Origin of the sequence: Humitalea rosea (genome assembly GCF_003253705.1) — a bacterium.
Lineage (GTDB): Bacteria > Pseudomonadota > Alphaproteobacteria > Acetobacterales > Acetobacteraceae > Humitalea > Humitalea rosea.
Genome location: NZ_QKYU01000001.1, coordinates 200,196 through 214,772 on the forward strand (window position 1 = coordinate 200,196; position 14,577 = coordinate 214,772).

General features: G+C 69.1%; 11 protein-coding genes. 6 read left to right on the forward strand and 5 right to left on the reverse strand.

What is annotated here, in order from left to right; all coding sequences use genetic code 11:
- Positions 1-164: 164 nt before the first annotated feature.
- Together C8P66_RS00905 and C8P66_RS00910 are read left to right on the forward strand one after the other, a co-directional pair.
- Entirely contained in the window at positions 165-2,501 is a 2,337-nt protein-coding gene (locus tag C8P66_RS00905) for a PAS-domain containing protein (RefSeq protein ID WP_111396250.1), read from the forward strand.
- Positions 2,502-2,535: 34 nt separating this feature from the next.
- Entirely contained in the window at positions 2,536-3,750 is a 1,215-nt protein-coding gene (locus C8P66_RS00910; protein ID WP_111396251.1) for a serine hydrolase domain-containing protein, read from the forward strand.
- Here the strand turns inward: C8P66_RS00910 and C8P66_RS00915 are convergent.
- Genes C8P66_RS00915 through C8P66_RS00925 form a run of 3 tightly spaced genes read right to left on the reverse strand, consistent with a single transcriptional unit; the run spans position 3,732 to position 7,906 of the window.
- On the reverse strand, positions 3,732-5,000 hold the full coding sequence (locus tag C8P66_RS00915; protein WP_111396466.1) for an aspartate aminotransferase family protein: 1,269 nt from the start codon (positions 4,998-5,000) through the stop codon (positions 3,732-3,734). The two genes, C8P66_RS00910 and C8P66_RS00915, sit on opposite strands and share 19 nt — an antisense overlap.
- Positions 4,997-7,063 (reverse strand): molybdopterin-containing oxidoreductase family protein, encoded by a 2,067-nt coding sequence (locus C8P66_RS00920; protein ID WP_111396252.1) that lies wholly within the window; start codon positions 7,061-7,063, stop codon positions 4,997-4,999. Before C8P66_RS00920 ends, C8P66_RS00915 begins: the two co-directional genes overlap by 4 nt.
- Positions 7,064-7,072: 9 nt before the next feature.
- The gene (locus C8P66_RS00925; protein ID WP_211313989.1) at positions 7,073-7,906 is read right to left on the reverse strand and encodes an isocitrate lyase/PEP mutase family protein; all 834 of its coding nucleotides are present in this window, start codon (positions 7,904-7,906) and stop codon (positions 7,073-7,075) included.
- Between the two features lie 156 nt (positions 7,907-8,062).
- Between C8P66_RS00925 and C8P66_RS00930 the strand changes: the two genes are divergently transcribed.
- Both C8P66_RS00930 and C8P66_RS00935 read left to right on the forward strand, forming a co-directional pair.
- The gene (locus C8P66_RS00930) at positions 8,063-9,157 is read left to right on the forward strand and encodes an alpha-hydroxy acid oxidase (RefSeq protein WP_111396254.1); all 1,095 of its coding nucleotides are present in this window, start codon (positions 8,063-8,065) and stop codon (positions 9,155-9,157) included.
- Positions 9,158-9,384: 227 nt separating this feature from the next.
- Positions 9,385-9,642 (forward strand): type II toxin-antitoxin system Phd/YefM family antitoxin, encoded by a 258-nt coding sequence (locus tag C8P66_RS00935; RefSeq protein WP_111396255.1) that lies wholly within the window; start codon positions 9,385-9,387, stop codon positions 9,640-9,642.
- Between the two features lie 12 nt (positions 9,643-9,654).
- Here C8P66_RS00935 and C8P66_RS00940 read toward each other — a convergent pair whose 3' ends face one another.
- Both C8P66_RS00940 and C8P66_RS00945 read right to left on the reverse strand, forming a co-directional pair.
- Entirely contained in the window at positions 9,655-10,737 is a 1,083-nt protein-coding gene (locus C8P66_RS00940; protein WP_111396256.1) for a 4-oxalomesaconate tautomerase, read from the reverse strand.
- 4 nt (positions 10,738-10,741) lie between these two features.
- Positions 10,742-11,656, reverse strand: coding sequence for an alpha/beta fold hydrolase (locus tag C8P66_RS00945; RefSeq protein ID WP_111396257.1), 915 nt, complete (start codon positions 11,654-11,656; stop codon positions 10,742-10,744).
- 124 nt (positions 11,657-11,780) lie between these two features.
- Between C8P66_RS00945 and hutU the strand changes: the two genes are divergently transcribed.
- Both hutU and C8P66_RS00955 read left to right on the forward strand, forming a co-directional pair.
- A complete protein-coding gene (hutU, locus tag C8P66_RS00950) occupies positions 11,781-13,439 on the forward strand; it encodes a urocanate hydratase (protein ID WP_111396258.1) in 1,659 nt (552 codons plus the stop codon).
- Entirely contained in the window at positions 13,440-14,561 is a 1,122-nt protein-coding gene (locus C8P66_RS00955) for an acyltransferase family protein (protein WP_111396259.1), read from the forward strand.
- Positions 14,562-14,577 lie beyond the last annotated feature (16 nt).

A 14,577-nucleotide genomic window follows, 5' to 3' on the forward strand; every position in this document is an offset into this window, starting at 1 on the left:
CCGCCACGCACGGCGCTGTGTTCATCCCTGGATTGCAGATCGGGTAAAATCATTGTCGCGCAAAGGAAGAACAGGCTACCCAGCCCGTTCCATCGGATGCGTCTGGCCCTCAGGACCCGGCATTCGCCACGCCGCTGCTCCTGAGAGGAAAGCCCGTCGCCCCCATGACCGGTGTACCGCCCAAAGCGTTGACGCCCGGTGCCTCGCTGCCACCGGTCGCAGGGCCCGCGCGTCCTGATGTGCTGCGCCTGATGCTGGCCCACATGCAGCATGGCATCGCCCTCTATGATTCCGAGCATCGGCTGGTGATGGCCAATGCGCTGGCTGAGAGCCTCGCGGGCCTGGCCCCTGGCACCATGATACCGGGACGCAGGCTCGACGAATTCTTCCGGCAGCAGGCGGAACAGGGTGTGTTCGGCCCGGGGTCCGAAGGTGAGGCCGGGCTGCGGATGCGGCTGCAGATCGACCGCTCCCGACCCAGCCGCACCCTGCGGCGCCGGGCGGACGGGCGGGTGATGGAAGCCGTCTCCGAGCCGACGCCGGAGGGCGGCTTCGTGATCACGATCACCGATGTGACGGACCGCATCCGTGCCGAGGAGGCCGTCGCGGCCAAGGCGGCGATGCTGGAGGCGATGGTCGCCAACCTGCGCCACGGCATCGCGCTGTTCGGCCCCGACCGCCGGTTGATCGTCGCGAACCGGCTGATCGAACGATTCGGCCATCTGGCGGAGGGCAGCCTCCAGCCGGGTCTCGGCCTGGATACGATCATCGCCATGCAGGTCGCGGCCATGGCGAGCGGGGATCCGGCCAAGGATGCCGATCTGGCCCGCGCCGCGATCGAGGCCGACCGCTCCAAGCCGATGCGCTACACCCGCTCCACCGCCGCGGGGCTGGTGCTGGACGTCGCCTCCGACCCGATGCCGGACGGCGGCTTCGTGATCACCATGAGCGACATCAGCCGGCTTTCGGCCGCCGAGAACGAGGCGCGGGCCCAGGCCAACCTGCTCGGCATCACGCTGCAGAACATGCGGCATGGCATCGCCCTGTTCGGGGAGGACAGGCGGCTGCTCATGCTCAACCAGGATGCCCGGCTGAACTTCGGCGTGTCCGAGACGACGGGGCGCGTCGGCATGAAGTTCGACGACCTGCTGCAAAATCAGTTCGAGATGGGGGCCTATGGCACCGGGCCAGAGGCCGCGCTGCGCCTGGCTGCCCTGAAGGAGCATGACCGCCGCCTGCCGCTCCGCAGCCGCCGCAGGGACCGCGAGGGGCGCACGCTCGACGTCATATCCAGCCCGATCGAGGGCGGGGGCTTCGTCATCAGCGCGACCGATGTCAGCGAGTTGGAAGGCGCGCGGGCGACCGCCGCCGCCCATGCCATGACCCTGCAGGCGACGCTCGACAACATCCGCCATGGCATCACGCTGTTCGATGCGAAGGGCGATGTCCTGGCCTTCAACACCGTCTTCACCCGCGTGCTCGACATTCCGCCCGGGGCGGTGCGCGCCGGCATGAGCATCAACAGCCTCGTCGACCTGCTGGAGGCGCAGGGGGATTACGGCGAGGGCGAGGTCGGCCGGGCCTATGCCACGCGTCTGCGCGCCCTGGACCGCTCTCAGTCGCTGCGGGCCACGCGGGTGCGGCCCAATGGCATGGTGCTGACGATGGTTTCCGACCCGGTGCCAGGCGGTGGCTTCGTGGTGACCTTCACCGATGTAACCGAGGACCGCCGCATCCGCGCCGAGCTGGAAAGCGCCCGCAACGCGGCCGAGGCGGCCAATTCCGCCAAATCCCGCTTCCTCGCCACCATGACGCATGAGCTGCGAACCCCGCTGCATGCCGTGATCGGCTTCTCCGAGGCGCTGATGCCCGAGCCGCCGCCGGCACGCGCAAAGGAATTCATCGCCAGCATCCATGAGGCCGGCCAGCATCTGCTGTCGCTGATCGACAACATCCTGGACGTCACCCGCGCCGAGACGGCGGGGCTGGTGATGGCCGATTACGACGTGCATGTCGGCGCGCTGATCGACAGCGCGGTGCGGGTGATACGCGCCGCGGCCGATAGCGGCGGCATCACCGTGGTGACGAATGTGCCGAGCAGCCTGCCGCGGCTGCGCGCCGATGAGTTGCGGCTGCGCCAGATCCTGCTGAACCTGCTTGCCAATGCGGTGAAATTCACGCCCGCGGGCGGCATGGTGACCGTGCGGGCGGCGGTGCGGGACAGCGGGGAGCTCTGCATCTCCGTCACCGACACCGGCATCGGCATGTCGGAGGAGGAGACGCCGCTGATCTTCCAGCCCTTCAGCCAGATCGACAGCTCACTCTCGCGGCGCTTTCCGGGCTCGGGCCTCGGCCTCTACCTGTCCCGCGTGCTGGCCGAGGCCCATGGCGGCAGCCTCACCGTCTCCAGCACCGCAGGGGTCGGCACCACCATGATGGTGCTGCTGCCGGCCGCCCGGCTGCGGCCCCAGGGCGATGACGCGGGCGGCGCCGCGTCGTAGCATCCGGCCCCAGCAGCAAGAGGCACCCCCCAGGATGATCGACGCAAACCCCGAGGATGTGGGCCTTTGCCCGACACGGCTCGCCAGGGTCGGCGCATGGGCCGATCGGCTGGTGGCCGATGGCAAGCTCGCGGGGGTGACCACGATGGTCGCGCGGCGCGGCAAGGTCGTGCATCTGCACTGCACCGGGCTCGCGGATCTGGAGCGCGGCACCGCGATGGCGCCGGACACCATCTTCCGCATCTATTCGATGACCAAGCCGCTCACCAGCGTCGCGATGCTGATGCTGTATGAGGAAGGGCGCTTCCAGCTCGACGATCCGATCTCCCGCTTCCTGCCGTATTTCGCCAATATGCGGGTGATGAGCGGCGGCCAGCGCGGCAAGATCGAGACGGTGCCGGCCACGCGCGACATCACCTTCCGCGACCTGATGACCCATACCTCGGGGCTGACCTACGGCTTCATGGAATCCACCTTGGTGGATGCGATGTACCGCGAGCAGAAGATCGGCTTCCAGGGCATGCCCGGCACCCTTGGCGAGATGGTGGAGCGGCTGGCGGGGATCCCGCTGATCGCCCAGCCCGGCACCGCCTGGAACTACAGCCATTCGACCGACGTCCTCGGGCATCTGGTCGCCGTGGTCTCGGGGCAGTCGCTGGAGAGCTTCCTGGCCGAGCGCGTGCTCGGCCCGCTCGGCATGGTCGATACCGGCTTCCACGTGCCGGAGGCGAGCCAGCCGCGCTTCGCCGCCAATTACAGCCGGGGCAAGGATGGCAAGCTGCTGCTGATCGACGACCCCCAGGCCAGCCCCTATCTGGCGGAGCGCCAGATGGCCTCGGGCGGCGGCGGGCTCGTGTCCACGGCGGCCGATTACATGCGCTTCTGCCAGTTCATGCTGAACATGGGCGAGCTGGATGGTACGCGGCTGTTGGGCGTGAAGACGGTGGAGCTGATGACCTCCAACCACTTGGGCGGCGACATGGCCTCGATGGGGCAGGCCAGGTTCAGCGAGTCGACCTATGAGGGGATCGGCTTCGGCCTCGGCTTCTCGGTCATGCTCGATCCGGCACGGGCGCAGATCATCGGCACCCCGGGCGAATATGCCTGGGGCGGGGCCGCCAGCACCGCCTTCTGGGTGGACCCGGAGGAGGAGATGGCGGTGATCCTGCTCACGCAGCTCATGCCGTCATCGACCTATCCGATCCGGCGTGAGCTGCGAGTGCTGACCTATCAGGCGATCGTGGAGTAGCTCGCCAAAGCGGCGGCGAAGGCCTCCACGGTATAGGCGACGTCCTCAGGCGTATGGGCCAGCGAGATGTAGTACTTGCTGTCCCCCTTGAGGATGCCGGCGGCGCGCAGGCATTTGTTCACATGCGCCTGCATCCGCGCGTCATTGCGCAGCCCGGCGCGGTAGTCGGGCAGGTCGCCATCGGCGAAGACTACATCGAACAGCGGCGGCTCGCCCACCACCTGGGCGGGGACGCCGGCCTTGCGGGCGGCCTCGGTCAGCCCGTCCATCAGGCTGCGGCCGGTTGCGAACAACGCCTCGTAAGTCCCTGGACGGCGCAGGATTTCCAAGGTCGCCAGCCCTGCCACGGCCGCCACCGGATTGCCGGAGAGCGTGCCGACCTGCATGAGAAAACCGTCGTCACCGACCTTGGCGCGGTCGAAATGCGCCATGATGTCGGCCCGCCCGGCCACGGCCGAAAGCGGGAAGCCGCCGCCCAGCACCTTGCCCAAGGTGCAGAGGTCCGGCGTCACCCCATAGTATTCCTGCGCCCCGCCATAGGCGAAGCGGAAGCCGGTCACGACCTCGTCGAAGATCAGCGGGATGCCGAAGCGGGCGGTGACCTCGCGCAGCGCCTCCAAAAAACCGGCGCGGGGCGGGATCAGCCGCTGCAGGGGCTCGACGATGACGCCGCCGATCTCGTCGTGATGCGCCTCGATCAGCGCGACAGCGGTCGCGGCATCGTTGAAGGGGGCGATCAGCATGTCATCGGTGACGCGCGCCGGGATGCCGGCGGAATCGGAGATCGCCTGCGGGAAATTGCCCGGTCGCTTCGGCGCCATGCTCATCAGCGCATGGTCGCTCATGCCATGGAAGCCGCCCTCGAACTTGAGGATTTTTTCGCGGCCGCGGAAGGCGCGGGCGACGCGCATCGCATACATGTCGGCCTCGGTGCCGCTGCTGAGGAAGCGAACCTGCTCGGCGCAGGGCACGGCCTCGACGATGGCGGCGGCAAGCTCGATCCCGGCGGCGTTGTTGGCGAAGAAGGTGGTGCCGCGCGGGATTTGCGCCATCACCGCCGCCGTCACCTCCGGATGGGCATGGCCGACCAGCATCGGGCCGCTGCCGAGCAGATAGTCGATGTAGTCGCGGCCCTCACTGTCGCGGACATGGCCGCCGATTCCCTCGGCGATGACGATGTCGCTGGCGAGATTGCCGAAATTCCCGGCGGGCAGGACGCGATGGGCGGTGGCAAGCAGGAGTTCGTTCATGAGGCGGCGCGGATCCATACGGCTGTGTCGTGAAAGACCGCGCCCCCGGCCGGGGGCGCGGGGTCGTCGCTGGTCAGGGCATTCACGCCGATCCCGGTCTCGAAGGCTTCGCTCGGCCAGATGCCCTCCACCACCACCACGCCCGGCTGCTGGCCGCCCGTGGCGATGCGGGCATGGACGATGATCTGGCCTCGGAGATTGCCGAGTTGGACGCGGTCGCCCTCGGCGAGGCCGAGGCGGGCGGCGTCCTCGGCATTCAGCAGCACCGAGGGGCGGCCCTCGCGCTGCTGGCCGGTGGGCGTCTCGGTGAAGCTGGTGTTGAGGAACTGCCGTGCCGGCGCCGTGACCATGCGGAAGGGGTGCTCGGCCGTCGCCACATCGATCGTCGCCATATGGTCCGGCAGCTTTGGCATCGTCTCGTGCCGGGGGCCGAGCGCGGCCCAGTCCGGGGCGAAGCGGAAGCGGCCGTCCGGATGGCCGAAGCCATCCAGGAAGTGGGACGTCTCCCTCTCCGGCTGCACATCCAGCCAATGCTGCGCCAGCACCGTCTCGGCGCCGGGCCAGCCCGACTCGCGCAAGGTGGCGTCCACCATCTCCATCGCCGTCATCTCGAAGCCGCGGTGCCGCGCGCCCAGGCGCCGCGCCAGGCCCTGGATGACCTCGTGGTTGGAGCGGCAGCCGGGGGGCGGCTCCACCAGCTTGGCGCCGATCTGGATGTGGCTGTGCCCGCCCGCCTGGTAGAGGTCGTCGTGCTCCAGGAACATCGTCGCCGGCAGCACGATATCGGCCTGCCGGGCCGTCTCGGTCATGAACTGCTCATGCACGCAGACGAAGAGGTTTTCCCGTGCGAAGCCGGCGCGGACGCGGTTGCTGTCGGGCGCCACGGTCATCGGGTTCACGTTCTGGATCAGCATGGCATGGACCTGCGGCCCATCGCCCAATTCGGCGCGGTCCCCGGTCAGCACGGCGCCGATGCGGGACATGTCCATGCTGCGGGTCGAGGTATCGCGGAGGTCCAGCCCCTCGATGAGGGTCTTGTCCCATTTGTAGATCGAGCGGTTGTTCCAGAAGGCGCCGCCGCCCTCATGCCGCCAATGGCCGGTCACCGTCGGCATGCAGGTCACCGCATGCAGCGCCGCGGCGCCGTTGCGGGAGCGGGCAAAGCCGTAGCCCGCGCGGATATAGGCGCGGGGGGTGCCGTTGTAGAGCGCGGCGAAGGCCTCGATCTCGGCGATCGAGAGGCCGGTGATGGCCGCGGCCCAGGCCGGGTCGCGGGTCTTGAGATGCGCCTCAAGTGCGGCCGGATCATCGGCGTATTTGGCCATATAGGCGCGGTCGGCCTGCCCATCGCGGAAGGCGACATGCATCACCGCGCAGGCCAGCGCGCCATCGGTGCCGGGGCGGGGGGCGAGATGCAGGTCGGCGACGGCGGCGGTGCCGGTGCGGTAGGGGTCGATCACCACGAATTTCGCGCCCCGAGATTTCCGGGCACGCGAGACATGGGTCATCACATTGACCTGGGTCGCGACCGGATTGCCGCCCCACACCACGATGAGGTCCGAGACCGCCATCTCGCGCGGGTCCGGGCCGGTGATGCGGCCGACCCCGGCGGTCCAGCCGGATTCGCTGATCGAGGTGCAGATGGTGTTGGTCTGGCGCGAATAGCGCATGGCATGGCGCAAGCGGTGGATGCCGTCCCGCTGCACCAGCCCCATGGTGCCGGCGAAGTAATAGGGCCACACCGCCTCCGACCCATGTTTTTGCGTGGCCTCGGTGAAGGCCCCGGCGACGCGGTCCAGCGCCTCATCCCAGCCGATCGGCGCGTATTGGCCGGAGCCGCGCGGCCCGGTCCGGGCCAGCGGCTGGGTCAGCCGGTCGGGGTGGTGGATGCGCTCGGCATAGCGCTGAACCTTCGAGCAGATCACGCCCGCGGTGTAGCTGTTGTCCTTGGCGCCGCGGACGCTGCCGATGCGCCTGCCCTCCAGCACCTCCACCTCCAGCGCGCAGGTGGAGGGGCAGTCATGCGGGCAGACGCTGTGCTCGAAGCGGCGCTGGTGGGTCATCCGGGCAGGCTACATCTTTCTCCCGTCCAGGAAATCCCGCGTGGCCGCCGCGTAACCATCTTCGCGCATCAACTGTCGCATCAGCGGAGGCGGGGCGATGCCGGTGAGGGCAGCCGGTGCCGTTCCGGCGCGCAAGGCGGAGAGCGTCGCATGGATCGCCTGCACCGCCGCCTGGAAGGGCTGGTGGCCCTGCAAGGCGATCCGCACGCCACGCGCGGCGAGGTAGTCGCGGTCGTTCAGCACCGGGCTCAGCGTGCCGAGCACCAGCGGGATGGTGGCGGCCTCGGCGATCGCATCCAGCTCCGCCCGCGTGGTGACGCCGGTCAGGAACAGCGCATCGGCGCCGGTCGCGGAATAGGCGCGGGCGCGTTCGACGCCATCCGCGAGGCCGTTGATCCCGACCGCCCCGGTGCGGGCGAAGATGCAGGTCGTGGCATCCTCGCGCGCGGCCAAAGCGGCGCGGATCTTGTCCAGGCCCTCGGCCAGCGGGATCAGCCGCGGCTTGGGGGCAGCATAGGGGCGGGGGAGGTCGGTGTCCTCGATCGACATGGCGGCGACGCCGGCATGCTCCAGCTCCTGCACCGTGCGCATCACATTCAACGCATTGCCGTAGCCGTGGTCGGCATCCACCACCAGCGGCGGCGCGCCCGCGCGGCAGATGCGGCGGGCCTGTTCGGCGAATTCGGTCAGGGTCAGCACGATCAGGTCGGGCGCGCCCAGCACGGCGAGGGAGCCGGTGGAGCCCGCGAACATGCCAAGCTCGAAGCCGAGATCGGCGGCGATGCGGCCCGAGACCGGGTCATGCACCGAGGCGGGGTGGACGCAGTCGGAGCCGTCCAGCACCGCCCTGCATCGGCGTCGTCGTTCCGTGGCGTTCATCGCTGATCCCCTCCCTGGTGCCGCGAGTGTGGCGCGGGGTGCGGCCCTGGGCGAGGGGTGCGTTGACCGGTTTGTGACGCGCTCCTAGCGTCGGGCGAAAGCCTTGAGGAAACCAGCGGCATGCCCAACGCGCCCGAAGAACGCTTCCTGACCCTGCATGAGATGATCAAATTCGCCCGTAACCGGGTGACGCCGAATGTCTGGGACTATCTGACCGGCGCGACGGAGACGGAAACCACCCTGGCCCGCAACCGCATGGCGCTGGATACCGTGGCGCTGCGGCCGCGGGTGCTGCGGGATGTCTCCAACGTTGATGCCTCGGTCGATTTCTTCGGCCATCGCATCCGCCTGCCGCTGGTGCTGGCCCCGGTCGGCTCGCTGGAATCCTTCGAGGCGGGCGGTGGCGCCTCGGTCGCGCGCGGGGCGGGCGAGTTCGGCGTGCCCTTCATGCTGAGCTCGGTCAGCCAGCCGGGGATCGAGGAGACGGCCGCCGCGGCGACGGGGCCGAAGACCTTCCAGCTCTATGTGCGTGGCGACCATGACTGGCAGGATGCGATCGCCGGGCGGGTGATCGCGGCGGGCTATGACGCCTTCTGCATCACCGTGGACACGGCGCATTACAGCCGGCGGGAGCGCGACATTTCCAAGCGCTTCGTAAAGACCTGGCGGGCGGCGAATACGGGCATGGATATCCAGGCCGCGCTGTCCTGGGACGACATCAAGCGCTTTCGCGACAAGCACAAGATTCCGCTGATCCTGAAAGGCATCGGCACCGGGGAGGATGCGGAGATCGCGGCCTCGATCGGGGTGGATGTGGTCTATGTGTCGAACCACGGCGGGCGGCAACTGGACCACGGCCGCGGCTCGCTGGATGTGCTGCCAGAGGTGGTGGCCGCGGTCGCGGGGCGGAGCAAGATCATGGTCGATGGCAGCGTCAGCCGCGGCACGGATCTGGTGAAGGCAATCGCGCTCGGGGCGGACTGGGTCGGGGTGGGGCGGCTCTACCTCTACGGGCTGGCGGCGGATGGCGCGGATGGCGTGCGCCGGCTGCTGGAGATCCTGGAGGATGAGACGATCAAGGCGCTCGGCCTCTGCGGCGTGACGGGCTTCGGGCAGTTGGACAAGAGCTACACCCATGCGGGGGCGCCCCCGGTGGCGGTCCCGCATGTGCATAGCGCCTTCCCGCTGCTGAACCTCGGGGATCGCGGGTACTAGCAGGGGGGGCGGCTTGGCCGCCATCTCCCGCCCGGGCCGTTTCCCATCCCCTGCGGCGCGAAAATCGGTCCGCCCGGGGGGGGGGCGGCCGATTTGTCCATGCGGTTAGGTGTCCCATCGCCGCGCCGCGGAGCCGCCAATGGTGGCACCCATTGTCCGCAAGTTTCCGCTTGAAAAATACGTATTATATGTATTACATGAACTATATAAATTTTTGAGCGCCCGACATGATCCGCGTTTCATCCGCTGAATTTCAGCGGCATCTGGCGACTTATCATGATGCTGCCCTCACGCAGGGTGTGGCCATCCTCCATCATGGCCGCGAACGGACCGTGCTGATCTCCGCCGAGGAATATCATCGTCTTAAGCGACGCGACCGGCAGGTACTGGAACTGGGTGACTTTACCCAGGCAGACGTCGCCGCGGTGGAGGCGACCCGCGCTCCCGAGGCCACCAAGGCATTCGACGACGAAATAGCCTCTTAGCTCGGCCAGCAATTACGGGACGTACACCTCCCCCGCCATCAGCAGCCGCGCCGTGCGCAAGGTGCCGCCGCCCTCGATCGTCATCGCCCCGTCCGCATCGGTGCCGGTGGTGATGACGGCCTCCATGCTGCCGGTCGGGTGCTCGATCACCACCATCTCCCGCGCGCCCCCCTTGATCCGGGCCAGCCCCCCGGCGACCGTGCCCGGCAGCACGCAGGCCGAGCCGATGCAGATCCCGCCCGTCACCGCCATCGCCTCATGGCAGGCCAGCGGGGTGAAGTAGCGCGCGGCGATGGTGCCGTCCGGGGAAGCGGGTGCCGCCAGCATCGCGAATTTCGGCATCACCTTGCCCGCCGCATCGCCCATGCCCATCGCCAGGCTGGCGGCGCGGCGCACCACCTCGATCCGCGCCATGAAGTCGCGGTCGGCGTCCAACTCCTTGGCGCTCTCACGCCCCGTCTTGCCGAAATCGGCGGCGCGCGCGATCACCACCGGCATCGCCACATCCAGGCAGGTGACGGCCACGCCCTCGATCATGTCCATGGGCTTGCCGGTCGGCATCAACCTGCCCGTGGCGCCGCCCACCGCATCGGCGAAGTTCAGCACGATGGGCGCGGCGGTGCCGGGCACGCCGGCGATGGCGGTCTCCCCGGCATAGGTCACCCGCCCGCCCGGGGTCTGCACCACCGCCTCGACCAGGGCGCCGGTGTTCACCGCGCGGATGCGGACCTTGGTCTCGCCCGCCTCGGCGGGGACCAGCCCGGTCTCGATCGCGAAGGGGCCGATGCCGGAGAGCATATTGCCGCAGGTCGGGCCGAAATCGACCACGGCCGTGTCCACCGAGACCTGGGCGAAGAGGTAGTCCACCTGCTGCGCCTCACCCGGCTTGGCCAGGGAGATGATGGCGACCTTGCTGGTCAGCGTGGTCGCACCCCCGATGCCATTGATCTGCCGTGCGTCCGGCGAGCCCATGACCGCCAGCAGCACCCGGGACATTCCCTCCCGGTCCGGCGGCAGGTCGCTGGCCAGGAAGAAGGGGCCACGGCTGGTGCCGCCGCGCATGAAGCGGACGGGGATGGCGGTCTGGTCGGTCACGAGGTCAGGCTCCGGTGGTTTGGGCGATCGGGGGGCGCGCCGGGACCCCTGTAAAGAAGCGCAGGAACCAGTCCAGCACCGCCTCGGGCGCGTGCTCCGGCACGTAATGGCCGGAATCCAGCGCGGCGCCGACGACGTCCTCGGCGTAGTCGCGCCAGACCGCGAGCACATTGTCGAAGACCGCCGCGGTATGGCTGCGGCCGCCGTTCAGGACCAGGGTCGGGCAGGCGATCTTGCGGTCCGCATCGGCATCGTCGATCACGCGGTCCAGCGTCGCGGTCGCGCGGTAATCGGCGCAGGAGGCGCGGATGGTCTTCTCGGTGAAGCAGCGGATGTATTCCTCCACCGCCTCGGGCGCGAAGATCGACATGCCCATGCCAGGCTTGCCGATCTTGCGCTCCATGTAGAAGCGGGCAGGGACGCCCATCATCATCTGCTCGGGCAGGTCACCCTCCTGCGCCATGAACACCCAGTGCCAGGATTTCATCGCCCAGGAGGCGTTGACGTTCCGCCAGATGTGCCGCGTCGGCAGGATGTCGAGCAGTGCCAGGCGCGTGACCCGCTCCGGGTGGTCCAGCGCCATGCGATGGGCGGTGCGGGCGCCGCGATCATGGCCCGCGACCATGAACTGCTCGTAGCCGAGGGCCTGCATCACCTCGACCTGGTCCTGCGCCATGGCGCGGAAGGTGTAGTTGGCGAGGTTGGCGGTATCGGGCGCCGAGCTGTCGCCATAGCCGCGCAGGTCGGTGGCGACGACATGGAAGTGCTCGGCCAGCCGCTCGGCGATCAGGTGCCAGATCACATGGCTCTGCGGATTGCCGTGCAGCAGCAGCAGCGGCGGGCCCTTGCCGCCGTGGCGCAGATGGATGCGGGCGCCGCCGCTGGTCTCGATCTGGGTGGTCACGAAGCCCGAAAACATTGGTTGTTTCCCGGCGGGGTGCTTACGCGGCCATTCGGCCTGTTCCCTGTTTCCCCGCGCCGTGCAGTCTTGCGCGGGGCGGGGCGCTGCGCAATTGCCTCTCCCAGCCCAGGAGCCGCCCCGCATGTCCCGCTTCCGCAATGCCCCCGCCATCCGCGCGCCGCGCGGCCTGATCCGCAGCGCGCTGTCCTGGACCACCGAGGCGCCGCTGCGGATGCTGATGAACAACCTGGACGACGAGGTGGCCGAGGACCCCGGCTCGCTGACCGTCTATGGCGGCATCGGCCGGGCGGCGCGGGACTGGGAGTGCTACGAGACCATCATCGCCACCCTGCGCCGGCTGACCGAGACCCAGACCCTGCTGATCCAGTCCGGGAAGCCGGTGGGGGTGTTCGAGACCCATGCCGACGCGCCCCGCGTGCTGATCGCCAATTCCAACCTCGTGCCGGCCTGGGCGAATTGGGAGCATTTCAACCATCTCGATCGGCTGGGGCTGATGATGTACGGCCAGATGACGGCGGGGTCCTGGATCTACATCGGCAGCCAGGGGATCATCCAGGGCACCTACGAGACCTTTGCCGAGGCCGGGCGCCAGCATTTTGGCGGCGATCTGTCGGGGCGCTGGATCCTGACGGCGGGGCTTGGCGGCATGGGCGGGGCGCAGCCGCTGGCGGGGGTTTTTGCGGGAGCCTCGGTGCTGGCCGTCGAATGCCAGGAATCGCGCATCCAGAAACGGCTGGAGACGCGCTACCTCGATCACCGCGCCGATGACCTCGATACCGCGCTGGCGATGATCCGAGGGGCCACAAAACCGATCTCGGTCGGGCTGCTGGGCAATGCGGCGGAGGTGTTTCCCGAACTCGTCCGCCGCGGCGTGGTGCCGGATATCGTGACCGACCAGACCTCGGCGCATGATCCCGGCAATGGCTATCTGCCCGCCGGCTGGACCGTCGATGAATGGCTGGCCAGGCGCGAGAGCGACCCCAAATCCGTCGCCGCCGCCGCGCGCCGCAGCATGGTCGGCCACGTCCAGGCGATGCTCGACTTCAAGCGCATGGGCAGCGTTGTCATGGATTACGGCAACAACATCCGCCAGATGGCCAAGGATGAGGGGCTGGCCGATGCCTTCGGCTTCCCGGGCTTCGTGCCGGCCTATATCCGCCCGCTGTTCTGCCGCGGCATCGGGCCCTTCCGCTGGGCCGCGCTCTCGGGCGACCCCGAGGATATCCGCAAGACCGATCAGCGCGTCCGCGAACTGATCCCCGACGATCCGCATCTGCACCGCTGGCTCGACATGGCGCGGGACCGCATCGCGTTTCAGGGCCTGCCGGCGCGCATCTGCTGGGTGGGCCTGGGGCAGCGGGATCGCCTGGGTCTCGCCTTCAACGAGATGGTGGCGGCGGGCGAGATCGGCCCCATCGTCATCGGCCGCGACCATCTGGACAGCGGCAGCGTCGCCTCGCCCAACCGGGAGACGGAGGCGATGCGGGATGGCTCGGATGCCGTCTCGGACTGGCCGCTGCTGAACGCGCTGCTCAATACCGCCTCGGGCGCGACCTGGGTCTCGCTGCACCACGGCGGCGGGGTGGGGATGGGCTACAGCCAGCATGCGGGCATGGTGATCGTCGCCGATGGCACGCCCGATGCGGCGCGGCGGCTGAAGCGGGTGCTGTGGAACGACCCCGCGACCGGCGTCATGCGCCATGCCGATGCGGGCTACGACATCGCCATCGATTGCGCCCGCGAACAGGGCCTGGACCTGCCGATGCTGAACGGCCGCTGAGTGCGGGCCGCACCCCTCGCCGAGATCCCGCCCGGGGGCGCGATCCCGGCGCTGGATGGGCTGCGCGCGCTCTCCATCCTGGTGGTGATGGTGGCCCATGCCGGGCTTGGCCACATTGTGCCGGGCGGGCTCGGGGTGACGCTGTTCTTCGGCATCAGCGGCTTCATCATCACCCGACTGCTGCTGGCCGAACATGCGGCGCGGGGCCGGATCGCGCTCGGCGCCTTCTATCTGCGGCGGGTGCTGCGGCTGCTGCCGGCGCTGCTGCTCTATGCCGCATTGGTCGTGGCCGTGCTGGCGCGGCTGGGGGCGCCGCCGTCATGGGCCGAGCTGGTCTCGGCGCTGTTCTATGGCGCGAATTACTGGGCGCTCTGGATCGGCTATCCGGCCGCCGAGGGGCTGGCGCCGCATCCCTTCAGCATCCTGTGGTCGCTGGCGGTCGAGGAGCATTTCTACCTCGTCTTTCCGCTGCTGCTGGGTGCGGTGCTGCGGCGCCGGGCGTTCGTGCCGGTGATCGTCCTCGGCGTGGCGCTGAGCCTGGGGTGGCGGCTCGTCATCCATGCAGCCTGCCAGGATGGCGGGAGCCTCGCGCTCTGCACCGCCGATCCGGCGCAGCGGATCTACATGGCCACGGACACGCGGCTGGATGCGATCCTCTACGGCTGCCTGCTGGCCTGGGCCTGCCGCGGGCCGATCCCGCGCTGGCTGGCGCATCCGGCGGTGCTCGCGCTGGCGCTGGCGGTGCTGCTCGGCAGCCTGGTGTGGCGGGAGCCGGGTTTCCGCGACACCTGGCGCTATGCGGTGCAAAGCCTGGCCATCGCCGCCGGCATGGGCAGCCTGCTGGCGGCGCCGGCCCTGGGCTGGCTGCGGCGGGGGCTGTCGCTGGCGCCGCTGCTGCTGATCGGGCGCATGGCCTATGTGCTCTACCTGTTCCATTGGCTGGCGGTCGGGCTCGCCTGCCGCTGGACCGGGATCGCCATGCGCGACGGGCTGTATCCGCCGGCATGGTATGCGGTGTTCCTGACGCTGACCCTGGTGCCGAGCCTGGCCGTGCATTTCGGCGTGGAACGGCCGCTGCTCGGCCTGCGCCACCGCTTTCGGCGGGTGGCGCCCAGGGCGTGATCGCTACGCGATAACG